Genomic DNA, 24,822 nt, shown 5'->3' with positions numbered 1-24,822 from the left:
TGTAATTGAAACCGTTTTTTTTTATGAATTATATTTTTTTAGGCTTAAGACAATGAATTTTCGTAATTCACTACTTTTTTCAAAAAAGCTTTAATTAACAAACGATTAGGAGCCATTCCTGAAGTAATAATTGATTTTTTAGCATTACATTCCTCAGTCGATAAAGTAGAATTTGGATCTTGTTTTGTCCCCATAAACCACAATGCAAATTCCATATTTGAAGTAGCTCTTGAACTTTCTAATTTCACATTTGTTGATTGTACTTTTTCAGCAAAACCAGTATTAGAAATAGCTTTATCCTGTGCAAAAGCAGAAAAAGAAACCATAAAAAACAACACAAACACAACTATTAGTTGGGTTAATTTTGAGTTAGCTTTATTTATTTTTACGTTGTTCATAGTTTTTGTTTCTACAATTATGATTTTATTATGAAACAAATCTATTGCAATAGAAAAACAGTAAAAAACATTTCCGACAAACTACTCTAAAACTCGTTTAGCTACTAAAAAAAAGCAATTTCACATTATAAAAGAATAAAAAAAGGCTCTCAATGAAATGAAAGCCTTTGTATTTTATGCTTGTCCCGCTGGACCAAAATTAAGCGGAATGGGTGCGTGTTCCGTTTCTTTGATTTCGCCATGAGCTACTTCAAAACGGTGAATATTTTCACCTATAGCCTTTAACAATCTCTTAGCGTGTTGTGGAGTCAAAACGATTCTTGACTTCACCTTAGCCTTAGGAACACCGGGCATGATACTTACAAAGTCTAAGACAAACTCCGAAGAAGAATGATTGATTATTGCTAAATTAGAATAAATTCCTTCGGCAATTTTTTCGTCTAATTCAATATTGATTTGTTCTTGTTGATCTTTCATCTTTTTCAATTTTTAAAGTGACAATATAAAAAAAATAGAAAGACTACACGAGGTAATCTTTCTATTTCTTAATTTAAAAACATATTATTTATTAATAAATATATTCTTCTTTGTTTGCCATCATATCGTTGTAATCCTCTTTAGAACCTACAATAGCGTTATCATACTCTCTCATACCTGTACCAGCAGGGATTCTGTGTCCTACAATAACATTCTCTTTCAACCCTTCTAAAAGATCCACTTTTCCTGCTACAGCAGCCTCGTTTAATACTTTTGTTGTTTCCTGGAACGAAGCAGCAGAGATAAACGATTTTGTTTGAAGCGAAGCTCTTGTAATACCTTGTAATACCGGAGTTGCAGTTGCAGTAACTACATCACGGGCAACAACAAGATTTTTATCAGTACGTTTCAATAAAGAATTCTCATCTCTCAATTGACGTGGAGTAACGATTTGACCTTCTTTTAAGTTAGAAGAATCTCCTGCATCCTCAACCACTTTCATACCGTATAACTTATCATTTTCAACGATAAAATCTTTAGTATGAATCAACTGATCTTCCAAGAACAATGTATCTCCCGGATCCTGAACCTGAACTTTACGCATCATTTGGCGAATTACAACCTCAAAGTGCTTGTCGTTGATTTTTACCCCTTGCAAACGGTAAACCTCTTGAATTTCATTTACCAAGTACTGTTGAACAGCAGATGGTCCTTGAATTCTTAAAATATCATCCGGTGTAATTGCACCATCAGATAATGGAGATCCTGCTCTTACAAAGTCATTTTCCTGTACAAGAATTTGACTGGATAATTTCACCAAGTATTTCTTAACTTCTCCAAATTTAGATTCGATGATAATCTCACGGTTACCTCTTTTGATTTTTCCAAAAGAAACTACACCATCAATCTCAGAAACCACAGCTGGGTTAGAAGGATTACGAGCCTCTAAAAGCTCAGTAATTCTAGGTAAACCTCCGGTAATATCTCCTGATTTAGAAGAACGACGTGGGATTTTAACCAATACTTTACCTGCTTTAATTTTCTCTCCATCTTCAACCATCAAGTGAGCTCCAACCGGTAAGTTATAAGAACGAATCAACTCACCATCTTTACCATAAACTAATAAAGTAGGAATTAATTTTTTGTTTCTGGCCTCAGAAATTACTTTTTCCTGGAATCCTGTTTGCTCATCGATTTCAACCATGAACGTTTGTCCTTGCTCTAAATCTTCATAAGCAATTTTACCGGTAAACTCAGAAACGATAACCCCGTTATATGGATCCCATTTACAAATTACATCACCTTTTCCAATAGACTGACCGTCTTTCACATAAATACTGGAACCGTAAGGAATATTATGTGTATTTAAAACAATACCTGTTTTCTCGTCAATTAATTTCAATTCTGTAGAACGTGAAATAACGATATCCACTTCGTTTCCTTCGTTATCTTCTCCTTTTACTGTTTTCAAGTCTTCTACTTCAAGTCTTCCTGGGAATTTAGCAATAATGCTAGACTCTTCAGAGATACCTCCGGCAACCCCTCCAACGTGGAATGTACGAAGTGTTAACTGTGTACCTGGCTCTCCAATAGACTGAGCAGCAATTACTCCTACTGCCTCACCTCTTTGAGTCATTTTTCCTGTTGCAAGGTTACGTCCGTAACATTTAGCACAAATACCTTTTAAAGCCTCACAAGTTAATGGAGAACGTACTTCTACTTTTTCTAAAGGAGAAGCTTCAATTGCTTTCACAATTGTCTCGGTTATTTGTTGCCCTGAAGCTACTAATACTTCATTAGTAAGAGGATTAATTACATCTTGTAATGCAACACGTCCTAAAATTCTTTCTCCTAATGATTCAACGATTTCTTCATTCTTTTTCAATGCTGAAACTTCAACACCTCTTAATGTTCCACAATCTTCGATGTTAACAATAACGTCTTGAGAAACGTCATGTAACCTACGAGTCAAGTATCCAGCATCCGCCGTTTTAAGAGCCGTATCCGCAAGACCTTTACGAGCACCGTGAGTAGAGATAAAGTACTCAAGAATCGAAAGACCTTCCTTAAAGTTAGAAAGAATCGGGTTTTCAATAATCTCACCACCACCAGCAGTCGATTTTTTAGGCTTAGCCATCAAACCACGCATACCGGTTAACTGGCGAATCTGTTCTTTAGATCCACGAGCTCCAGAGTCAAGCATCATATACACCGAGTTGAAACCTTGTTGGTCTTCTCTAATGTTTTTCATTGCTAATTCTGTCAATTGTGCATTCGCAGAAGTCCATACGTCAATAACCTGGTTGTAACGCTCGTTATTTGTAATAAGCCCCATGTTATAGTTAGCAGAAATTCCTTCTACTTGCTCTCTTGCGTCAGCAATCAATTGTGTTTTTTGCTCAGGAATTCTAATATCACCTAATGAGAATGATAATCCTCCGCGGAATGCGAATTTATACCCCATATCTTTCATGTTGTCCAAGAAGGCAGCCGTTTCAGGTACACTTGTTGAATTTAATACGTGACCGATAATATCTCTAAGGTTTTTCTTAGTCAATACTTCATTGATATATCCAGCTGCAGGAGGAACTACTTCGTTAAATAATACACGTCCGGCAGTTGTTTGGATAATTTGGTAAACCAATTCTCCTTCTTCATTAAAATCTTTTGCTCTAATTCTCACACGAGCATTCAATTCTAATCTTCCTTCGTTTAATGCAATATTTACTTCTTCAGCAGAGTAAAAAGTAAGCCCTTCACCTAAAATTTTCTTTTCCGGAGTAGACAAACGCTCTTTGGTCATATAATAAAGACCCAAAACCATGTCCTGAGATGGTACCGTAATAGGAGCACCGTTAGCAGGGTTCAAGATATTGTGAGAAGCCAACATTAATAATTGAGCTTCAAGGATTGCTTCTGGTCCTAATGGCAAGTGAACTGCCATCTGATCCCCGTCAAAATCCGCGTTGAAAGCCGTACATACTAATGGGTGTAATTGGATCGCTTTTCCTTCAATTAATTTTGGTTGGAAAGCTTGAATACCCAATCTGTGTAATGTAGGAGCACGGTTCAGTAATACTGGGTGACCTTTAATTACGTTTTCAAGAATATCCCAAACTACAGGCTCTTTTTTATCTATAATTTTCTTAGCAGATTTAACTGTTTTCACAATTCCTCTTTCTATCAATTTACGGATAACAAAAGGTTTGTATAATTCAGCTGCCATATCTTTTGGCAATCCACATTCGAATAATTTCAATTCAGGACCAACAACAATTACCGAACGAGCAGAATAATCCACACGTTTTCCAAGTAAGTTTTGACGGAAACGTCCTTGCTTACCTTTTAAGGAATCTGATAATGATTTTAAAGGTCTGTTAGATTCTGTTTTAACAGCAGAAGCTTTACGAGTGTTATCAAATAATGAATCTACCGATTCTTGCAACATACGTTTTTCGTTTCTCAAGATCACTTCAGGAGCTTTAATCTCCATTAATCTTTTCAAACGGTTGTTACGAATAATTACACGACGGTATAAATCATTTAAATCTGAAGTTGCAAAACGACCTCCATCAAGTGGCACAAGCGGACGTAATTCTGGTGGAATAACAGGAACCACTTTCATAATCATCCACTCAGGACGATTCTCTCTGTTCAGGTTAGACTCACGGAAAGATTCAACAACTTGTAATCTTTTTAATGCTTCTGTTTTACGTTGTTTAGACGTTTCGTTATTAGCTGAGTGTCTTAATTGGTAAGACAATTGATCTAAATCAATACGAGCTAATAAATCCATAATACATTCTGCTCCCATTTTGGCAACAAATTTATTAGGATCAAAATCATCTAAATATTGGTTATCCTGTGGAAGTGTATCTAAAATATTCAAATACTCTTCTTCAGTTAAGAAATCTAATCTTTGTAATGATTCTCCATCTGCATTTTTAGCGATACCTGCCTGGATTACTACGTATCTTTCGTAGTAAATGATCATATCTAATTTCTTAGATGGAAGACCAAGGATATAACCTATTTTATTAGGAAGAGAACGGAAATACCAAATGTGGGCAATAGGCACAACTAAGTTGATGTGACCAACTCTATCTCTACGTACTTTTTTCTCAGTAACTTCAACACCACAACGGTCGCAAATAATTCCTTTGTAACGGATTCTTTTGTATTTACCACAAGCACATTCGAAATCTTTTACAGGTCCGAAGATTCTTTCGCAGAAAAGTCCGTCACGCTCTGGTTTGTGTGTTCTATAGTTGATAGTTTCTGGCTTTAAAACTTCACCTCTTGATTCTTTCAAGATTGATTCAGGAGAAGCTAGTCCTATCGAAATTTTGTCAAACCTTTTTACCTGGTTTTTCTCTTTATTATTTCTATTATTCATCATAGTTTTTACTATTGATTTATTTGCAATTAAAAATTGATTTTTGTTAAAGTCGAATTAACAACTCCAACACTACCTCGAATTACTTCTCTAAACTTCAAACGACAATTATGAAGTGCTAGTTATAAAACCTCTTTGGTTTTTATAAAAAATCGGAACGGTTTACGGGTATAAATCCTAAAAACTTTAAAATGAGTAATCAGCCCCATGAAAATGAGACTGATTAACTCTAAATGTATATTACTCTTCTAATCTAATATCTAATCCAAGACCTTTCAATTCGTGCATTAATACATTGAATGATTCAGGTAATCCTGGTTCTGGCATAGTTTCACCTTTTACGATAGCTTCGTAAGTTTTAGCTCTACCAATTACGTCATCAGATTTAACAGTCAAGATTTCACGAAGTGTACTAGAAGCACCATAAGCCTCAAGTGCCCAAACCTCCATCTCTCCAAAACGCTGACCTCCAAATTGAGCTTTACCTCCAAGTGGCTGTTGAGTAATCAACGAGTATGGTCCGATAGAACGTGCGTGCATCTTATCGTCAACCATGTGTCCTAATTTCAACATGTAAATTACACCCACAGTTGCTGCCTGATGGAAACGCTCTCCTGTACCACCATCATAAAGATGCGTATGTCCAAAACGTGGAATTCCAGCTTCGTCAGTCAATTCATTAATTTGGTCAAGAGAAGCACCATCAAAAATAGGAGTAGCATATTTTCTACCTAATTTTTGTCCAGCCCATCCAAGAACAGTCTCATAAATCTGACCGATGTTCATACGTGAAGGTACCCCAAGTGGGTTCAACACGATATCAACTGGTGTTCCGTCTTCAAGGAAAGGCATATCTTCGTGACGAACGATTCTTGCAACAATACCTTTGTTACCGTGACGTCCTGCCATTTTATCCCCTACTTTCAACTTACGTTTCTTAGCGATATAAACCTTAGCTAATTTCAAAATTCCTGATGGCAATTCATCTCCAACAGTAATCGTGAATTTCTCTCTTCTTAACGCTCCTTGTAAATCATTCAACTTAATTTTATAGTTATGAATCAAATCATTAACTAACTTATTAGTTGCATCATCAGCTACCCATTGACCTTTGCTTAAGTGAGCAAAATCTTCAACTGCGTAAAGCATTTTTTGAGTATATTTTTTACCTTTTGGTAAAACTTCTTCACCCAAATCGTTCATTACACCTTGTGATGTTTTTCCGTTTACGATTAAGAAAAGTTTTTCAATTAATCTATCTTTCAGTTCAGTAAATTTAACTTCAAACTCCATTTCAAGTGCTCCTAAAGCATCTTTGTCCTGAGTACGTTTACGTTTATCTTTTACTGCTCTTGCAAATAATTTTTTGTCTAAAACAACACCGTGTAAAGATGGAGAAGCTTTTAATGAAGCATCTTTTACATCACCAGCTTTGTCCCCGAAAATTGCACGAAGCAATTTCTCTTCCGGAGTTGGATCTGATTCTCCTTTTGGTGTAATTTTTCCAATTAAAATATCACCAGGTTTAACCTCGGCACCAATTCTAATCATACCGTTTTCATCTAAGTCTTTAGTAGCCTCTTCAGAAACGTTAGGAATATCATTCGTTAATTCTTCGTTACCTAATTTAGTATCTCTTACCTCTAATGAGTAATCGTCTACGTGGATTGAAGTAAAGATATCATCACGAACAACTTTCTCAGAAATTACAATCGCATCCTCGAAGTTGTACCCTTTCCATGGCATGAACGCTACTTTTAAGTTTCTACCTAAAGCTAATTCACCATTTTCAGTAGCATATCCTTCTGACAATACTTGTCCGGGAACAACTCTATCACCTTTTCTTACGATAGGTTTCAAGTTAATACTAGTTCCTTGGTTGGTTTTTCTGAATTTAATTAAGTTATATGTCTTTTCATCAGCATCAAAACTTACCATTCTTTCTTCCTCAGAACGATCGTATTTGATAGTAATGATATTAGCATCTACATATTCTACAGTACCATGCCCTTCAGCATTAATCAATACTCTAGAGTCAGAAGCTACTTGACGCTCTAAACCAGTACCTACAATTGGAGCTTCAGGACGTATCAATGGAACGGCCTGACGCATCATGTTAGATCCCATCAACGCACGGTTCGCATCATCATGCTCCAAGAAAGGAATCAAAGATGCAGAAATCGAAGCGATTTGGTTAGGAGCAACGTCAGTATAATGTACTTTAGAAGGATCGATAACCGGGAAATCTCCTTCTTCACGCGCAATTACGTTTTCAGCAGTAATTTTTCCAGAATCTTCCATTTCAATGTTGGCTTGCGCAATCAACATTCCTTCTTCTTCTTCAGCACTTAAGTAAGTTGGCTCAGAAACTAAATCAACTACACCATTAGTTACTTTACGGTAAGGAGTTTCAATGAATCCCATTCCGTTTACTTTAGCATAAACTCCAAGAGAAGAAATCAAACCAATGTTTGGTCCCTCTGGTGTTTCAATAGGACATAAACGTCCGTAGTGCGTATAGTGAACGTCACGAACCTCAAATCCGGCTCTCTCTCTCGAAAGTCCACCTGGTCCAAGTGCAGATAATCTTCTTTTGTGTGTAATCTCAGCTAATGGATTCGTTTGATCCATAAATTGAGATAACTGGTTAGTTCCAAAGAAAGAGTTGATAACTGATGATAATGTTTTAGCATTAATCAAATCAATTGGTGTAAACACCTCGTTATCTCTAACGTTCATTCTCTCACGAATAGTTCTAGCCATACGTGCTAAACCAACACCGAATTGTTGAGACAATTGTTCTCCAACTGTTCTAACACGACGGTTTGATAAGTGGTCAATATCATCGATATCTGCCTTAGCGTTTATCAACTCAATTAAATACTTCACGATAGTAATGATATCTTCTTTGGTCAAAACTTGTTTGTCCATAGGAATATCAAGACTTAATTTCTTGTTCATTCTGTAACGACCTACTTCACCTAAGTTGTAACGTTGGTCAGAGAAGAACAATTTATCTATAATACCACGAGCAGTTTCTTCATCAGGCGGTTCTGCGTTACGCAATTGTCTGTAGATATGCTCAACAGCTTCTTTTTCAGAGTTTGTTGGATCTTTTTGTAATGTATTATGAATGATAGCGTAATCAGCCTGATTAGCATCTTCTTTATGCAACAAAATAGATTTAACGTTAGAATCAATGATTTCTTCAACATTATCTTTATCGATAATTGTATCACGATCAAGGATAATCTCATTACGTTCGATAGAAACTACCTCACCAGTATCTTCATCTACGAAATCTTCATGCCATGTATTCAATACACGGGCAGCTAATTTTCTACCGATATATTTTTTAAGTCCTGTTTTAGATACTTTAATTTCTTCAGCTAAGTCAAAAATTTCAAGGATATCCTTATCTCTTTCGAAACCGATAGCACGGAATAAAGTTGTTACAGGTAATTTTTTCTTTCTGTCGATATAAGCGTACATAACGCTGTTGATATCAGTAGAGAATTCTATCCAGGAACCTTTAAAAGGAATTACTCTGGCAGAATATAGTTTTGTTCCATTTGCGTGGAATGATTGTCCGAAGAAAACCCCTGGAGATCTGTGTAATTGAGAAACAACAACACGCTCAGCACCGTTAATAACAAAAGTTCCACTTGGAGTCATGTAAGGAATTGTACCAAGATAAACATCCTGAACAATAGTTTCAAAATCCTCGTGCTCCGGGTCAGTACAATAAAGTTTTAACCTTGCTTTTAAAGGCACACTATGTGTAAGCCCTCTTTCTATACATTCTTGAATAGTATAACGTGGTGGATCAACAAAATAATCCAGGAATTCCAATACAAAGTTATTTCTTGTATCTGTAATTGGAAAGTTTTCCATGAAGGTATTGTATAAACCTTCGTTGCCTCTTTCATCTGATTTAGTTTCTAATTGAAAAAAATCTTGAAAAGATTTAACCTGAACATCCAGAAAATCCGGATACTGAGGTATATTTTTTGTAGAGGCAAAATTCAATCTTTCAGTCTGATTTGTTATCATCAATGGACAAAATTTTGATTTAAAAAAAGTAGTTTTTTGTGTAAAAACACTGTTTAATTGATACTTTCTTTTTGTAACCAATACATCTTTAAAAACAAACCAATAAAAAATAAGTCCTGCTTTTTGTCTTCGTATTGATCAAAAACTTTTTCGTATTTTAAACTAAATATATTATAATAAAATGATGTATTTTATTATACGAAAAATGGTTTAGGCATTGAGTGATTAACTCAATACCTAAACCTAGTTCTTAAAACCGAGTTGAATTATTTTAATTCAACTACAGCTCCAGCTTCTTCTAATGATTTTTTAAGACCTTCAGCCTCTTCTTTAGAAACACCTTCTTTAACGTTTGATGGAGCACCGTCAACTACGTCTTTAGCTTCTTTAAGACCTAAACCAGTTAATTCTTTAACTAATTTTACAACTGCTAATTTAGAAGCACCAGCTTCTTTCAATACAACTGTAAATTCAGTTTGAGCTTCTTCAGCTGCACCACCGTCTCCTCCAGCAGCAACTACTACAGCTGCAGCAGCTGGTTCGATACCGTACTCATCTTTTAATATTGTTGCTAATTCGTTAACTTCTTTAACTGTCAAGTTAACTAATTGTTCTGCGAATTGTTTCAAATCTGCCATTTTTTCTATCTTTTAAAATGATTTGTGAAATTATAATTTATTTATTGTGCGCACACTTAAATAAAACAGAGCGTTAGCTCCATTTTACTATGCTTCTGTTTCTTCTCCAGAAAACTGGTTTTGAAGTGCAGAAATAATTCTTTGAGCAGGAGATTGTAATAATCCAATGATTTCTCCAATAAGCTCTTCTTTAGATTTAATAGTAGCTAATGCATCTAATTGATCATCACCAATATAAATTTCAGAGTTGATGTAAGCTCCTTTCAAAAGTGGCTTAGCAGCTTTTTTTCTGAAATCTTTGATAACTTTTCCAGGCGCATTTGCAACATCTGAAATAAAGATAGCGCTGTTACCAGTCAATACTGAAGGTAAATCACCATAATCATTATCAGAAGCTTCCATTGCTTTTGCAAGCAAAGTATTTTTTACTACCTCTAATTTAATACCTGCTTTAAAACAAGCTCTTCTCAAGTTTGAAGTTGTTTCTGCGTCTAACCCAGAAATATCAGATACATAAACTATGTTTGTACCAGCTAACTGTGCAGTTAAATCTTCAATCGCGATTGATTTTTCTTCTCTAGTCATACTAAAAATTTTTAACTACCAATTATACTGCTTTTGGGTCTAATGCAATCGCAGGACTCATTGTGCTTGTAAGGTGAATACCTTTAATGTAGGTACCTTTAGCAGCAGTTGGCTTAAGTTTGATTAATGTTTGAATAATTTCGTGTGCATTGTCATAAATTTGCTCAGCTCCAAAAGAAACTTTACCAATTCCTGCATGTACGATACCAGTTTTATCTACTTTAAAGTCAATTTTACCAGCTTTTACCTCTGCAACAGCTTTAGCAACATCCATAGTTACAGTTCCTGTTTTAGGGTTTGGCATTAAACCTCTAGGTCCTAAAATACGACCTAATGGACCTAATTTACCCATAACAGCAGGCATAGTGATGATAACATCAACATCTGTCCAACCGTCTTTAATTTTTTGTAAATAATCATCAAGACCTACATAGTCTGCACCAGCTTCTTTAGCTTCCGCTTCTTTATCTGGAGTAACTAATGCTAATACTTTTACATCTTTACCAGTTCCATGAGGCAATGTTACTACACCTCTCACCATTTGATTCGCTTTTCTTGGATCAACACCCAAACGTACTGCGATATCAACAGACTCATCAAATTTTGCAGAAGCAACAACTTTAATTAATGCAGCTGCATCTTTTAAAGAGTATAATTTGTTCTTTTCAATTTTTGAAGCAGCCTCTTTTTGCTTTTTTGTCAATTTTGCCATGTCTTTCTCTTAATTAAAAAGGAGCGTCTCCTGATACGGTTATACCCATAGATCTAGCTGTTCCAGCAACCATACTCATAGCTTTCTCAATTGTGAAAGCGTTTAAGTCTGGCATTTTGTCTTCAGCAATAGTTCTAATTTGTTCCCAAGTAACACTTGCTACTTTTTTACGATTAGGCTCACCTGAACCAGATTTTAGCTTTGCAGCTTCCAATAACTGAACTGCTGCAGGAGGAGTCTTAACAACAAAATCGAATGATTTGTCTTTATACACAGTAATTTGTACTGGGCATATTTTGCCAGGTTTATCTTGTGTTCTAGCATTGAACTGCTTACAGAACTCCATGATATTAACCCCAGCAGCTCCTAAAGCAGGTCCAACCGGTGGCGACGGATTCGCAGCACCTCCCTTAACTTGTAGTTTAACTACCTTACTAATTTCTTTAGCCATTTTTTAAAAAATTTAACACAACAATTTACGGAAGCAATTGAAGTGATTATTATAGTGTAACGAAAATTATACTTTTTCTACTTGCATAAAACTTAATTCCAATGGTGTTTTTCTACCGAAAATCTTAACCATAACTTCAAGTTTACGCTTTTCTTCATTAATTTTTTCAACCGAACCATTGAAACCATTAAAAGGTCCATCAATAACCTTAATTGTTTCGCCCAAGCTGAATGGAATTGACTTTGTATCTGTATTCACAGCTAATTCATCAACCTTACCAAGCATTCTGTTCACTTCAGAAAGTCTTAACGGAACTGGTTCCCCTCCTTTAGTTTCACCCAAAAAGCCAATAACACTTGTTATTGATTTAATGATATGAGGAATCTCCCCAACTAAATTTGCTTCTATCATTACATAGCCAGGAAAATACACTTTTTCCTTAACTAATTTCTTTCCATCTTTTACTGATACTACTTTTTCAGTAGGCACAAGAACCTGAGACACATAATCAGACATTCCTAATCTTGCGATTTCTGTCTCTATATATGCCTTTACTTTATTCTCTTGTCCACTTACTGCTCGAACAACATACCATTTTTTAACATTATTATCTGCCATAACAAAAAACTAAGCTTTCATCCAGTTAAAAAATCCTTCTAATGCTTTTGCAAAAAACTCATCCACTCCCCAAGTAGCCAAAGCGAATAATACTGAAAAAACAGCAACAACAATTGTTAGACTTTGAACCTGAGCCCATTCTGGCCAAGTTACATTTGACTTTAACTCTTCAAATGCTTCTGATATGTAATTAACAATTTTTGCCATTATGATATATTTTTTTTGCACGGGCGGAGGGATTCGAACCCCCATCAACGGTTTTGGAGACCGCTATTCTACCCTTGAACTACGCCCGTAATTAAAGCCAGTGACTTCAATTAAGAAAATCAACTGGCTTTTTTTTATTTTAATAGAATTACTCTACGATTTCAGTTACCTGACCTGCACCTACAGTTCTACCACCTTCACGGATAGCAAAACGTAAACCTACGTTCATAGCAATTGGACTCAATAAAGAAACATTGATTGTCAAGTTATCCCCTGGCATAACCATCTCTACACCTTCTGGTAAAGTAATAACTCCTGTTACGTCAGTTGTACGTACGTAGAACTGTGGACGGTAGTTATTATGGAATGGTGTATGACGACCACCTTCTTCTTTTTTCAAGATATAAACCTCAGCTTTGAAAGTAGCGTGTGGTTTTACTGAACCTGGCTTAATAATAACCATACCACGTTTGATATCAGCTTTATCAATACCTCTTAACAATAAACCTACGTTATCTCCAGCTTCACCTCTATCAAGGATTTTACGGAACATCTCAACTCCAGTAATAGTAGAAGTTAATTTTTCAGCTCCCATACCAATGATTTCAACAGGATCTCCAGTGTTAGCAACTCCAGTTTCGATACGACCTGTAGCAACAGTTCCACGACCTGTAATTGTAAATACATCTTCAACTGGCATCAAGAATGGTTTTGCTACGTCACGTACTGGCTCTTCGATCCAGTTATCAACAGCTTCCATCAATTCAAGAATTTTAGGAACCCAAGCAGCATCATTATTCAATCCTCCTAAAGCAGAACCTTGAATTACTGGACAGTTATCTCCATCATACTCGTAGAAAGATAATAAATCTCTGATTTCCATCTCAACAAGCTCTAACAACTCAGCATCATCAACCATATCCACTTTGTTCATGAAAACAACGATACGAGGAATACCTACCTGACGTCCTAAAAGGATGTGCTCACGAGTTTGTGGCATTGGACCATCTGTAGCAGCAACTACTAAGATAGCACCGTCCATTTGAGCAGCACCAGTAACCATGTTCTTAACGTAATCCGCGTGACCTGGACAGTCAACGTGAGCGTAGTGACGGTTAGCCGTTTCATACTCTACGTGAGATGTATTAATAGTAATACCTCTTTCTTTCTCTTCTGGAGCGTTGTCGATTTGATCAAAAGACTTAGCTTGACAGTATCCTGCATCAGATAATACTTTAGTGATCGCAGCAGTCAAAGTAGTCTTTCCGTGATCTACGTGTCCGATAGTACCAATATTCAAGTGTGGTTTCGAACGATTAAAACTTTCTTTTGCCATTTTACTTAATTTTTAATCTTAGTTATATATTAATTTCAATTTCCTACTTATTTGAGCCAATGTCGGGATTTGAACCCGAGACCTCTTCCTTACCAAGGAAGCACTCTACCCCTGAGCTACACCGGCAGAGAGTTCTGATTTTAGAATTCAGATTTTGAATCTGCAATCTAAAATTTAACCTGTGGGGAGAGCAGGATTCGAACCTGCGAAGTTCACACAGCAGATTTACAGTCTGCCCTCGTTGGCCGCTTGAGTATCTCCCCTAATTTTTAAAATCACAATATTTTAAAGAACCTATTCCAAATCGCATTTAGAATATCTGGAGCCGATAGAGGGACTCGAACCCACGACCTGCTGATTACAAATCAGCTGCTCTAGCCAGCTGAGCTACATCGGCATTTACAATAAAAAAAGTCCGCTATTTCTAACGGACTGCAAATGTATAGATTTTATCTCTCAATCAAAACATTTTTTGAAAAAAATTTCATTTATATATGAGTTCTTATTTTTTCTTTCCTTTTTACAAGCAAACGCTCCAATGATTCTGCAGACAACTCAACAGCTTCTTCAAAAGTTTTACATTGTTTTTTTACCAGAAAATCATCTCCCGGCACATTAATTTTTACCTCCACAATTTTATTTTCTTTCTCACTCGTCTTCTCTACTTTCAAATAGACATCTGAAGAAACCACCCTGTCATAGTATTTTTCCAACTTATTCATTCTTCCTTGAACAAAATCTACTAGCTTTCCATCAACATTGAAGTTAACAGCATGAACATTTACCTTCATAATTAATATTTTTTATGGTTAAACTTTAGAATCATCACCACCTCTAGGATGCGCTACAGCATGGACTTTTTTCAACTCTAATAAACTATTATGAGTATAAACCTGCGTCGAAGCCAAACTAGAATGCCCTAATAACTCTTTAACAGAATTCAAATCAGCCCCGTTATTCAACAAATGAGTCGCAAACGTATGCCTTAACATGTGCGGACTCTTTTTTACCTTTTCCGAGACTTTACTAAAGTATGAATTTATTAATCGATACACAAACGATTCACTTAATTTTAACCCTTTTTTTGTTAGAAAAAAATAGTCCCTATCCTTAATCAACTCCAAATCACCCCTCTCCTTTAAATACAACTGCATTTGTTTTAACACCACAACCAATACCGGAATTATTCGCTCTTTATTCCTTTTTCCCAAAACCTTAATTGTCGAATTAGAAAAATCAACCGCATCTATCTTTAAATGAATCAATTCCGACCTCCTCATCCCTGTAGAATACAACAACTCCACCAACAACCTATCCCTAACTCCTTCAAAACCTTCCTCCAACTCAACATCCTCCAAAACACCCAACAACTCTTTCTCAGAAAAAGGAATCTGAACCCTCTTAGACACCTTTAAAGATTTATGCTTCAATAAAGGACTAACCTCTATCTGTTTTATTTTTAAAAGAAATTTATAATACGCCTTCAAAGAAGCCACCTTTCTATTTACAGAAATAGTCGACAAACCGTTTTCAACCAAAAGCACTACCCACGATCGAATTTGAACATAATCAACACAATCAACATTCTCCTGCTCAAAATCAGCTAAATTATAACTCTGAAATTCAGACACATCTTTCACGTAAGCACATACAGTATGTGGAGAATATTTTTTCTCCTTTTTAAGATAATCCGCAAATGCCTCTAAATTTGTAGCCATAAAAAAACCGTTAGCATCAAATTTATAAAAAATCTGACCACTAACGGTATTATTTTGTTTCCAAAAAAAACTTATTAACTCTCTAAGCTATCTTTCAAACCTTGAATGTAAGCCGCTTTCTGGAATTTCATTCTATTTTTAACTGACGGTTTAATAAAAGCAGTACGTGCTCTTAATTGACGAACTGTTCCAGTTTTATCAAATTTTCTTTTATAGCGCTTTAGTGCTCTATCGATATTTTCTCCGTCTTTAATTGGTATAATTAACATAATTTTGACACCTCCTCTCGTTAAGGCTGCAAAAGTAGAAAATTAATTATGAATTACAAATCATTAATTGTAAATTATTTCAAAAAGAATAAGGAACACAGAAAAAAGAAAACAGACTCACTTAAAACTTCCAACTTTCTCCGATAGCTATCGGGACTTCTAACCCTTCAACAAATTTCTTGAAATCACTACCTTTTGAATTTCGGTAGTTCCTTCTCCTATAGTACACAGCTTAGCATCTCTGTAAAATTTCTCCACAGGATAATCCTTAGTATAACCATAACCTCCATGTATTTGAACCGCTTCATTAGCCACTTTCACACACATCTCAGAAGCGTACATCTTAGCCATTGCACCAGCCGTAGTCACTGCACGATGTTGTTGTTTTAAGAAAGCAGCCTTATGCAACAACAATTCCGAAGCTTCAATTTCAGTAGCCATATCGACTAATTTGAATGAAACTCCCTGAAATTCTGAAATCGCTTTTCCAAACTGATGTCTTTCTTTCGAATATTTTAATGCTGCCTCATAGGCCCCTTTTGCTATTCCTAATGACAGGGCTCCAATAGAAATCCTTCCTCCATCGAGAATTTTCATCGCCTGAACAAAGCCTTCCCCTACTTCACCTAATCGGTTTGCATCCGGAATTCGACAATTATCAAAAATTAATTCGGCTGTTTCACTGGCACGCATTCCCAGTTTATTTTCTTTTTTTCCCGAAGAAAAACCTGGAGTTCCTTTTTCAAAAACAAAAGCAGTCATCCCTTTAGAATCGCCTTTCTCTCCAGTTCTAACCACCACCACAGCGATATCACCAGAAATAGCATGAGTGATAAAATTTTTAGCTCCGTTTACAACCCAATGATCTCCGTCTTTTTTTGCCGTAGTATTCATACCTCCTGCATCCGAACCCGTATTGTGTTCCGTCAATCCCCAGGCACCAATATGTTCACCTGAAGCCAACTTAGGAATCCATTTCTTTTTTTGTTCTTCGTTCCCAAAAGTCAAAATGTGATTTGTACACAAAGAATTATGTGCCGCTACCGACAATCCTATAGATGGATCTACTTTAGAAATTTCTTCAACTATAGTAATATATTCATGATAACCCAAACCCGAACCTCCTAATTCTTCTGGAACCAAAACCCCCATAAACCCCATTTCACCTAATTGTCTAAACAAGGGAACCGGAAAAACCTGAGCCTCGTCCCATTCCATTATGTAAGGTTTAATATTTTTTTCTGCAAAATCCCTTATAGATTGAGCAATCATATTTTGTGTTTCACTGTAATCAAAATACATCATTATGGCTTTTTTTTAAAAGTCCAAATATAAGGCTATAATATTTGCATTCTCAATAGACATTCCTTTAATTTTTGTTAAATCGCTTGCATTTTTAATATCTCCATTCATACTCCTGTAAATCACAATCTCTCTAGCCAAGCTATATTTGAAATACGGAAACTGCGCTAATTCTTTTACGGAAGCATTATTAATATCGATTTTTTTTATATTCGAAGTCGTTCCAACCTTAAAAGAAGCATTCAAATGTTCAATCACTTCGGGCGACAAACCCCAGACATCTTTCATTTGTTCCATCGAAACAAATCCGCCCAAACTTTCTTTAAATTTCAAAATTCGCATCGAAATTGCATCTCCTATTCCATAGACTTTAATCAAATCTTCCTGAGTCGCCTGATTAATATCTTTCACAACTATTTTTTCTTTTCTCGAAAAATGTTCTGATTTTGTATTCGAAAAGGCAACTAATTTAGATGTCGGTTTATTTTTTACCCAATCAGGAAATTTAAAATAAGGCGCTATCACTTTTAACAAAGAATCCGAAACTCCGGTTACTGCCTGAAATTCCTTGGCCGAATTCACATATTTATTTCCTTCCCTAAAAGTATGTAATCTGTCTATTTCCGCTACCGACATCCCTAACTTATACCCTTTATAATCGGTGATAAAATTAGGATTAAAAGGGTATATTTTAGGAACACTATCCTTTAAATGATGTTCTATTGAATCTATTGGGGCCTCAAGTGCAAGCCATTTTTTCCCCTCTGAATCAATTACGGACGTGGTTTTAAAATCCATAAAATAACAAGCCAATTGCAATACAATAATCACAAAAAACAACAAAAAGATTCCCTTTTGTTGGTCTTTCGAAAAATTAAAATAGTTCCTGATTGTTTTAAAATTCATCGGTAGCTGCTAAATGAGTTTTTTGCAACTAAATATAAAAAATAAATACCTAAAACTAACCAATCATAAAGAAAACCCAAAATAAAAACAACTTTAACATTAATACGACAACTTAAATCCAAAGTCATTGTTCTTTTCATAAAAAATAATACATTTGGCACTTAACAATAACAAACCTCAAAACCATGTCTATTTGGAACAAGAAACCACTAATCAAACTCTTAGCCGAAGCAGAAGATTCTGAAAAAGGATTAAAAAGAACCCTTACAGCCTGGTCTTTAATCGCTTTAGGAATTGGAGCAATTATTGGCGCCGGATTATTTGTAAGAACCGCTACAGCCGCAGCACAAAGTGCCGGTCCATCAGTAACCTTAGCCTTTGTTGTTGCAGCCATTGGTTGTGCTTTGGCAGGACTTTGCTATGCCGAATTATCTTCTTCAATACCTATTTCGGGAAGTGCCTACACTTATACCTATGCAACAATGGGCGAATTTCTGGCCTGGATTATTGGCTGGGATTTAATTTTAGAATATGCTGTAGGAGGAGCCACAGTAGGAATTGCCTGGAGTGAATACCTTAATGATTTATTGGTAAACATTTTACATACCAGCCCAATCCCCTATGAATTCTCACACTCCCCATTTCAAACTTCTCCGGAAGGTGTTCAGGGAATCATTAATTTACCGGCTTTATTTATAGTTACAGTTATTAGCTTATTATTAATTAAAGGAATTCAGGAATCGGCTTTTGTTAACGGTTTAATTGTTATTCTAAAAACAACTATCGTAATCCTTATCATATATATCGGATGGAAATTCATTAATCCGGTTAATCACACTCCATACATACCGCAAAGTTCTGTTTTTACTGACGAACATGGAATTGATCATTCTTTTGGAGGAATAATGGGAATCCTTGGAGCAGCCGGTACCGTTTTCTTCGCTTTCATTGGCTTTGATGCGGTAAGTACTGCAGCACAGGAAACCAAAAACCCAAAAAAGGCAATGCCAATTGGAATCTTAGGTTCATTAGCAATCTGTACCGTGTTATATATTCTTTTTGCACACGTTCTTACAGGTGTTGCTACAGTAGAAGATTTTAGAACAGGCGGTAAAGAAGCCTCAGTAGCATTTGCCATAAACAAATACATGATAGGATATGAATGGCTTGGAGAATTTGTTACGATAGCTATTCTGGCAGGATTCTCTTCGGTAATTCTGGTTTTACTTTTAGGACAATCAAGAGTTTTTTATGCTATGGGTAGAGATGGATTATTGCCTAAAATGTTTAGCGATATACATCCTAAATTCAAAACGCCATACAAAGCCAATCTTGCAATTCTTATAATCGTTGGCGGATTTGCGGCATTTATTCCCGGAGACATCGTAGGAGACATGACCAGTATAGGAACTTTATTTGCATTTGTTCTTGTTTGCATCTCGGTAATTATTCTAAGAAAAAAAGAGCCCGATATGGTTCGCGAATTCAAAACCCCATTTGTACCATTTGTACCAATACTAGGTGCTCTTGTATGCTTAGCAATGATGTACGGACTGGGATGGGTAAACTGGATGCGACTTTTTATCTGGATGGGACTTGGAGTCATTGTCTATTTTTCTTTTAGTAGAAAAAACAGTGTTTTAAACAATCCCGAAGAGAAAAAATAATACCATAAAAAACCTAAAAAAATCCCTCTGAAATTAAAATTTTCAGAGGGATTTTTTTTATAAATCAAAAACTGATGTCCGTTTAGCTCTAATCAAATCCTTTAGTCGAATCCAAAATGCAAGTGTTAAATACACTCCAAATCCTAATCCAACGGTTACAAAAGAAATATAAATAAAAAACAAACGCACACTTGTAACCCGCATGCCCAGTTTATCGGCAAGACGTGAAGAAACATGAAAACCATATTTTTCGAAAAAAAACTTAAGTTTGATTATAGCCGACATTGAAATACTGTTTTTTTTTAAATTTTTGGACAAAATTACAAAAATAGAATCATTAACCACTCTTCAACAACTCCATTCCTATAGCACAGTCTAAACATTTTCCGCTAACACAATATTCATTCTTTAATTGCAACAAAGATTGTGTTTCAAACGAATTACTGGCTTTTACACCAAACGATTCAAACTTATCAATAATTGCATTTTTCTCAGGAGCAACCTCCACTAACATTGCCATCAAATCCTCAGTCACTTCCTTTCCCAGACTTTTAGCATACGCAAACTGAATAGGGATAATCGTATTAATCAATACTAAATCGACAAAAGATCTTGATAATTTCTTTGACTTCTTCGGACTCACTTTATCAAATTGATAATGCGTTTCCCAATAAACCGAAGTTCCCAGTTGAAACAATTGATAAATAGTTGCTATCGAAGAAACACTATTAATTTTCGAAAAAAGATTTTGATGAATATGATACAAATGAGCCAATTGTGACAATCGAATCGTGGGAAAATTATCCGGACGATGTTTAAAAAACTGTACTTGTCCTTCATTTTTAGATTCCAATTGGTATTTGTGAAGCAAATAAAAATAGCGAAATTTTAAATCCTTAAAATAAGTATCTTCCTTTTCTGCCTGCAATAAAGCCGCTTGACCAAACAATAGCGCTTCTAAATTTTCGACTTCAAAACTTTCTTTTCTTATAACTGAAAAAGGAATTGATTGGGCAATTTTCAGAAAAACTTCACCATTAGTATTCAAACCGAAATTTTTAGCCAGCATACAAAACAAGACAGCTTCCCAATCCCTATTGGTTTGTTCTAATAAATCATATATAGCCTTTGATTTTCGCTCTAACCGTTCAAAAAACAAACGTTCCTGCCAATTTTTCAAAACAAAATCATCAAAATACTTTAGTTGTTTTTCGCAAAAAATCCATGATTTTGGTGCAACTAATCTTTGATAATTAGCTAAAACTTCCTTACTAACATAATTCTTAAGTTCCAAAACCGGAATCTCCGAATTGTTTTTTCTAAAAACTTCCACATCATGTTCCCAAACTACATGAAGAATTACATTTTCATAAGCCATGTCATTTTCATGATGATGCACATACCAGTCCGATGATTTCAGGTGAATTTCGACATTACCCGCCCACTTTTGGTTTCCAATGGAAATTTGAGCATTAAAAAAATCAGGACCTGCTTGCTGCAAATACTGACCAACAGTAATAATTGAAATTTCCTGCCCGGCGGTAGTTTTTAAATAGAGCGTATCAAACTTCCTGAATTTCCAGAGATAATGTAAAAAATCTTCTTTCATCTTAATGACCTAAAAAAGTTAGCACACTAATTTAATGAAAAAACTTACGCTATTAACTTTGGAATAAAATTTCTTATCGCTTCAAATACAATTGAGCGCAAGCCCTGGCATCAGACAATGCTTCGTGATGATTCAGTTGGATTTTCATTTCGCGGCAACAATCACTGAGCTTGGTAGGTTTTATTCCTTTTGCCTTATAAATTTTCACGGTACATTCCCAACGGGAAGCAATATTCAAATTACCGTAATCCAAACCATAATAATCCATCGACTTTAACAAAACATTGCGATCAAAACTCTCGTTGTGCGCTACAACCACTCTATTTTGAAGGCGTTTTTGAATTTCCGGAAATACCTGAAGAAAATTTTTAGCCCTGGCTGTGTCACTTGGATAAATTCCGTGAACCTGAATTGTATAAGGATTATAAAGATTATTTGGCGGTTGAATCAAAGTAACAAATTCGTCCACAATAATCCCATTTTCTACAGTAACAATCCCTACAGAACAGGGATGAAAAGCTGTAGCGGTTTCAAAATCTATAGCGGTAAAGGTCATTTTGAACTAATTAAAGAAATTCCAAATCAAACCAAAACGAATCGTCATATCACGATACGGATTATTAGGAGCCGAATAATAATTGTTTCCTGTGTAAGCCGCATTAAAGTGTTCCGCTTTTAGATAAACTCTTGTTCTTTGGATTTTAGCGTTAATAAAGAAATCCAGATTAGGATAATTACCTATTTGTTTGTTTTGCTGCACAAAAAACTCTCCAATAACAGGATTATAATCGTTGGCAAAATAATTCGTAAAATAATTCAAAGTAACTCCTGCCTGAAGAAACAATGCTTTATGAAAGAAATAATTAGTATAGTAAATTGTATTTCTGGTTACAAATTCAGGCACATTTAATACCGCTTGCTGCTGATCGACTTTTTGATACAAAAGGGTATTGTTTAAAGCAAATTTCCCAAAAGTCAACTCCTTGTTTAATTTAAGAGAAAGGTATTTAATCGTTCCGCCAAATTGGTTAGGTGTAACTATTTGTTGCAATTCATCGACGGCTGTATTTTCAAAATACAAATAATCCGTTAAAGCCGACAACTGTAACGAAGCCTCAAACCAAGGCGTAACAGCACTTCCGCTTAACACATTGATTTTTTCGTTTTTAAAATTATTCGACCAGTTGTAGTTTACATAATTACTTTGGTACAAATTATAATTATCGTTAGGCAACTTACTCAGATTTTGGTATCCAAAAACAAACTGGAAATCGTCATTCAAATCATAATTTAATTTGGCTTCTAAATTAGATATGGACTGAGCTGTAATTGATCTGGAAAGCAAAAATTTCCCATGCCATTTATTTTTCCAATATTCGTATTGTCCCCCAACACTATTGATATTTCGGGATAGAACCGACGAAATAGTATCTGTATCTCTAATCAATATTCGATTGTAATAAAAATTACTACGATAATCATCTATATAAAACTGAAATTTTCCCAACAAATTATTCTCATACATTACAGCCGCTTTGTTATACATCTTATTGTAATGTGTTTGGTCTTTTAAATTAGAAGTCACAATGGCATCACCAAATCGTTTTACAGATTGTGTTCCAACCGCAGAAAGTATTGTTGGCTGAAAATATTCAAAAAACTTATTCTCATAATTCAGCTGGTGTGACACATATAAATTATTATCCCCCTGAGTTGGATTGATTCTAAAACTATGATCGGCAAAAATGCGTTTGGCTTTCAAAAAAGATTCCGCATCGGTCAAATAGACCTGCAAACGCTGTCTGTTTTGAAAATCAGGATCTTCACTTTCAAAATCCTCTATAGTTGTTATTCCTCCATTTTCCTCATTTAAAGCATCCTGACCTGTAAAATGTGCATTCAAATAATAACGTTTACTGGCATTGTTATAACTGGCTGTAAACCTAAAACTACCTATACTGGTTAACTGATTAATATACTTCCCTTCTGAACGCAATCCTTTGTAAGCAATGGATAAATTCAAATTTGGCGAAAGATTCAACGTAAAATAAGAATCGACTGAATGCCCTCTCCCTAAAGTGGATTTAAAAAACAATTCGGTTACAGGAGTCGCAACCGAGCCATATCGAATTTGATTGGCTTCTAAAAAATTGAAATGCTTTGCCTTAAAACCAAATTCAGGATAAGGTGAATTTTGTCCTAAATTATAATAAAGTGTGTTATAAGCTTGTCCTTCATTAGGAAAAGCTAATAATCCAAAAAGATCTCTACGGAGAAAATTATGACTGTATTCCTTGTCAATGGTTAGCGAAGTATCTAAATAAGTTGTATCTCTTTCTAAGGTAATAAATCGGTACATATCTATTGACGCAACCTTAGTTGTGTCTTTATCCTTGCTATTTGCCCCTTTTAACCGATCCGAAAAACTCCTTTTAGGTGTATCTTCTCTTGAATCTACTTGAGAAAACAACAATGTAGGCAGAACTAAAAAATATAGAAAAAAGAGAATTCTCATTCGTGAAAAATATATAATTAGGCTTTTATTTTAAAACTAATAACGGAGCAAAGGTAAATGATAAAAACGTATAAAAAAACAACTTAATTGAGCTCGACATCTAAGCAAATAGAAGATTAACGAACAATTATCTTAAAAATTTTATAATCTTTGCCTTCCGAAAACTTTTCTATACCGTTTGTTATTTCAAATCAGTTCAATAATCCCGATAGCTATCGGGAGGACTAGATGAAATATACAACGGCATTATACAGGAACAATTGGATTAAAAAATAATTATAAACGGTATAATATGCTTGCCTCTACTTTTTCAAAATTGATTCTTGAAGCCGGAACCGACGAAGCGGGTCGTGGTTGCCTTGCCGGGCCTGTTACTGCTGCTGCAATAATTCTACCAACAAATTTTAGCAATTCTATTTTAAACGACAGTAAACAACTTTCTGAAAAAGTTAGAGAAAAATTACGTCCCATAATCGAAGATGAAGCAGTTACTTTTGCTGTAACTCATTTATTTCCTGATGAAATTGACGAAATCAACATCTTGAACGCTTCGATGAAAGGCATGCAGGAATCCGTTTTGAAATTAAATATCGTTCCTGAATTTATTATTGTGGATGGGAACAGAAGTTTGAATGCCAAATTAGGTTTAAAAAACACCACTGGAAAACAATTCACCATTGAGGAAATCGAATTATTAAAATCAATTCCGAATCAAAGTATTATAAAAGGCGACTCCAAATATTTAAGCATTGCTGCGGCTTCTGTTTTGGCAAAAACTTATCGTGATGAATATATGAACCGAATTCACGAAGAATTTCCTATGTACAATTGGAAAAAAAACAAAGGCTATCCTACTAAAGAACACCGCGAAGCTATCCGAAAATATGGCACGACAAAATACCACAGAATGAGTTTTAGATTGTTGCCGGAACAACTTGCTTTAGATTTATAGTTTTTTTTTGCCA

The 24,822-nt window shown here is 35.2% G+C and carries 22 protein-coding genes and 4 tRNA genes; 2 read left to right on the top strand and 24 right to left on the bottom strand.

The features are described from left to right. Window positions 1–44 precede the first annotated feature (44 nt). From BIW12_RS11015 to BIW12_RS10920, 20 genes are all read right to left on the bottom strand, one after another. On the bottom strand, window positions 45–398 hold the full coding sequence (locus tag BIW12_RS11015; protein WP_071185153.1) for a hypothetical protein: 354 nt from the start codon (window positions 396–398) through the stop codon (window positions 45–47). 174 nt (window positions 399–572) lie between these two features. Beyond that, window positions 573–875 (bottom strand): DUF3467 domain-containing protein, encoded by a 303-nt coding sequence (locus BIW12_RS11010; protein WP_071185152.1) that lies wholly within the window; start codon window positions 873–875, stop codon window positions 573–575. Window positions 876–966: 91 nt separating this feature from the next. Then, window positions 967–5,274, bottom strand: coding sequence for a DNA-directed RNA polymerase subunit beta' (gene rpoC, locus BIW12_RS11005; RefSeq protein WP_071185151.1), 4,308 nt, complete (start codon window positions 5,272–5,274; stop codon window positions 967–969). Between the two features lie 237 nt (window positions 5,275–5,511). Continuing rightward, window positions 5,512–9,324 carry a DNA-directed RNA polymerase subunit beta gene (gene rpoB, locus BIW12_RS11000; protein WP_071186343.1) on the bottom strand — a complete coding sequence of 1,271 codons (3,813 nt, stop codon included), beginning with the start codon at window positions 9,322–9,324 and terminating at the stop codon, window positions 5,512–5,514. Window positions 9,325–9,590: 266 nt separating this feature from the next. After that, a complete protein-coding gene (rplL, locus tag BIW12_RS10995) occupies window positions 9,591–9,962 on the bottom strand; it encodes a 50S ribosomal protein L7/L12 (protein WP_071185150.1) in 372 nt (123 codons plus the stop codon). Between the two features lie 87 nt (window positions 9,963–10,049). Continuing rightward, window positions 10,050–10,547: a 50S ribosomal protein L10 gene (gene rplJ, locus BIW12_RS10990; RefSeq protein WP_071185149.1), complete on the bottom strand. Its 498-nt coding sequence runs from the start codon at window positions 10,545–10,547 to the stop codon at window positions 10,050–10,052. Window positions 10,548–10,569: 22 nt separating this feature from the next. Further along, a complete protein-coding gene (rplA, locus tag BIW12_RS10985) occupies window positions 10,570–11,259 on the bottom strand; it encodes a 50S ribosomal protein L1 (protein ID WP_071185148.1) in 690 nt (229 codons plus the stop codon). Between the two features lie 13 nt (window positions 11,260–11,272). After that, on the bottom strand, window positions 11,273–11,710 hold the full coding sequence (gene rplK / locus BIW12_RS10980; protein ID WP_071185147.1) for a 50S ribosomal protein L11: 438 nt from the start codon (window positions 11,708–11,710) through the stop codon (window positions 11,273–11,275). A gap of 66 nt (window positions 11,711–11,776) precedes the next feature. After that, entirely contained in the window at window positions 11,777–12,328 is a 552-nt protein-coding gene (gene nusG, locus BIW12_RS10975) for a transcription termination/antitermination protein NusG (protein WP_071185146.1), read from the bottom strand. Window positions 12,329–12,337: 9 nt separating this feature from the next. Then, entirely contained in the window at window positions 12,338–12,535 is a 198-nt protein-coding gene (secE, locus tag BIW12_RS10970) for a preprotein translocase subunit SecE (protein ID WP_071185145.1), read from the bottom strand. An 18-nt stretch (window positions 12,536–12,553) separates the two neighbouring features. Next, window positions 12,554–12,624 (bottom strand) — tRNA-Trp (locus tag BIW12_RS10965). 59 nt (window positions 12,625–12,683) lie between these two features. Beyond that, complete coding sequence (tuf, locus tag BIW12_RS10960) at window positions 12,684–13,871, bottom strand: elongation factor Tu (protein WP_071185144.1); 1,188 nt, start codon at window positions 13,869–13,871, stop codon at window positions 12,684–12,686. A 54-nt stretch (window positions 13,872–13,925) separates the two neighbouring features. Then, window positions 13,926–13,997: transfer RNA gene (locus BIW12_RS10955), tRNA-Thr, on the bottom strand. 56 nt (window positions 13,998–14,053) lie between these two features. After that, window positions 14,054–14,134: transfer RNA gene (locus tag BIW12_RS10950), tRNA-Tyr, on the bottom strand. A 57-nt stretch (window positions 14,135–14,191) separates the two neighbouring features. Further along, window positions 14,192–14,268: transfer RNA gene (locus BIW12_RS10945), tRNA-Thr, on the bottom strand. A 91-nt stretch (window positions 14,269–14,359) separates the two neighbouring features. Further along, window positions 14,360–14,662 (bottom strand): ribosome hibernation-promoting factor, HPF/YfiA family, encoded by a 303-nt coding sequence (gene hpf / locus BIW12_RS10940; RefSeq protein ID WP_071185143.1) that lies wholly within the window; start codon window positions 14,660–14,662, stop codon window positions 14,360–14,362. 18 nt (window positions 14,663–14,680) lie between these two features. Beyond that, on the bottom strand, window positions 14,681–15,589 hold the full coding sequence (locus tag BIW12_RS10935; RefSeq protein WP_071185142.1) for a tyrosine-type recombinase/integrase: 909 nt from the start codon (window positions 15,587–15,589) through the stop codon (window positions 14,681–14,683). Window positions 15,590–15,663: 74 nt separating this feature from the next. After that, window positions 15,664–15,858, bottom strand: coding sequence for a 30S ribosomal protein S21 (gene rpsU, locus BIW12_RS10930; protein ID WP_035659878.1), 195 nt, complete (start codon window positions 15,856–15,858; stop codon window positions 15,664–15,666). A gap of 159 nt (window positions 15,859–16,017) precedes the next feature. Beyond that, window positions 16,018–17,160, bottom strand: a complete 1,143-nt coding sequence (locus BIW12_RS10925) for an acyl-CoA dehydrogenase family protein (protein ID WP_071185141.1) — start codon at window positions 17,158–17,160, stop codon at window positions 16,018–16,020. Between the two features lie 15 nt (window positions 17,161–17,175). Further along, a complete protein-coding gene (locus BIW12_RS10920) occupies window positions 17,176–18,066 on the bottom strand; it encodes a ComEA family DNA-binding protein (RefSeq protein ID WP_071185140.1) in 891 nt (296 codons plus the stop codon). 185 nt (window positions 18,067–18,251) lie between these two features. On the opposite strand from BIW12_RS10920, the gene BIW12_RS10915 reads away from it, so the two are divergent. Further along, entirely contained in the window at window positions 18,252–19,733 is a 1,482-nt protein-coding gene (locus BIW12_RS10915) for an amino acid permease (RefSeq protein WP_071185139.1), read from the top strand. Window positions 19,734–19,790: 57 nt separating this feature from the next. Here the strand turns inward: BIW12_RS10915 and BIW12_RS10910 are convergent, their stop codons facing one another. The 4 genes from BIW12_RS10910 to BIW12_RS10895 all read right to left on the bottom strand — a co-directional run bounded on the left by BIW12_RS10910 (window position 19,791) and on the right by BIW12_RS10895 (window position 23,857). Then, window positions 19,791–20,018 (bottom strand): PspC family transcriptional regulator, encoded by a 228-nt coding sequence (locus BIW12_RS10910; protein WP_035659873.1) that lies wholly within the window; start codon window positions 20,016–20,018, stop codon window positions 19,791–19,793. A 52-nt stretch (window positions 20,019–20,070) separates the two neighbouring features. Beyond that, entirely contained in the window at window positions 20,071–21,342 is a 1,272-nt protein-coding gene (locus BIW12_RS10905; protein ID WP_071185138.1) for a DUF2851 family protein, read from the bottom strand. A gap of 73 nt (window positions 21,343–21,415) precedes the next feature. Beyond that, a complete protein-coding gene (locus BIW12_RS10900) occupies window positions 21,416–21,898 on the bottom strand; it encodes a 3'-5' exonuclease (protein ID WP_071185137.1) in 483 nt (160 codons plus the stop codon). Between the two features lie 6 nt (window positions 21,899–21,904). Further along, on the bottom strand, window positions 21,905–23,857 hold the full coding sequence (locus tag BIW12_RS10895) for a putative porin (RefSeq protein WP_071185136.1): 1,953 nt from the start codon (window positions 23,855–23,857) through the stop codon (window positions 21,905–21,907). A 292-nt stretch (window positions 23,858–24,149) separates the two neighbouring features. On the opposite strand from BIW12_RS10895, the gene BIW12_RS10890 reads away from it, so the two are divergent. Further along, window positions 24,150–24,809 carry a ribonuclease HII gene (locus BIW12_RS10890; RefSeq protein ID WP_071185135.1) on the top strand — a complete coding sequence of 220 codons (660 nt, stop codon included), beginning with the start codon at window positions 24,150–24,152 and terminating at the stop codon, window positions 24,807–24,809. The last annotated feature ends 13 nt before the right edge of the window (window positions 24,810–24,822 follow it).

It is taken from the genome of Flavobacterium commune, assembly GCF_001857965.1.
Classification (GTDB): Bacteria; Bacteroidota; Bacteroidia; order Flavobacteriales; family Flavobacteriaceae; genus Flavobacterium; species Flavobacterium commune.
The sequence above is the reverse complement of the archived record's forward strand: the minus strand, read 5'-3'. Positions and strand labels throughout refer to the sequence as shown.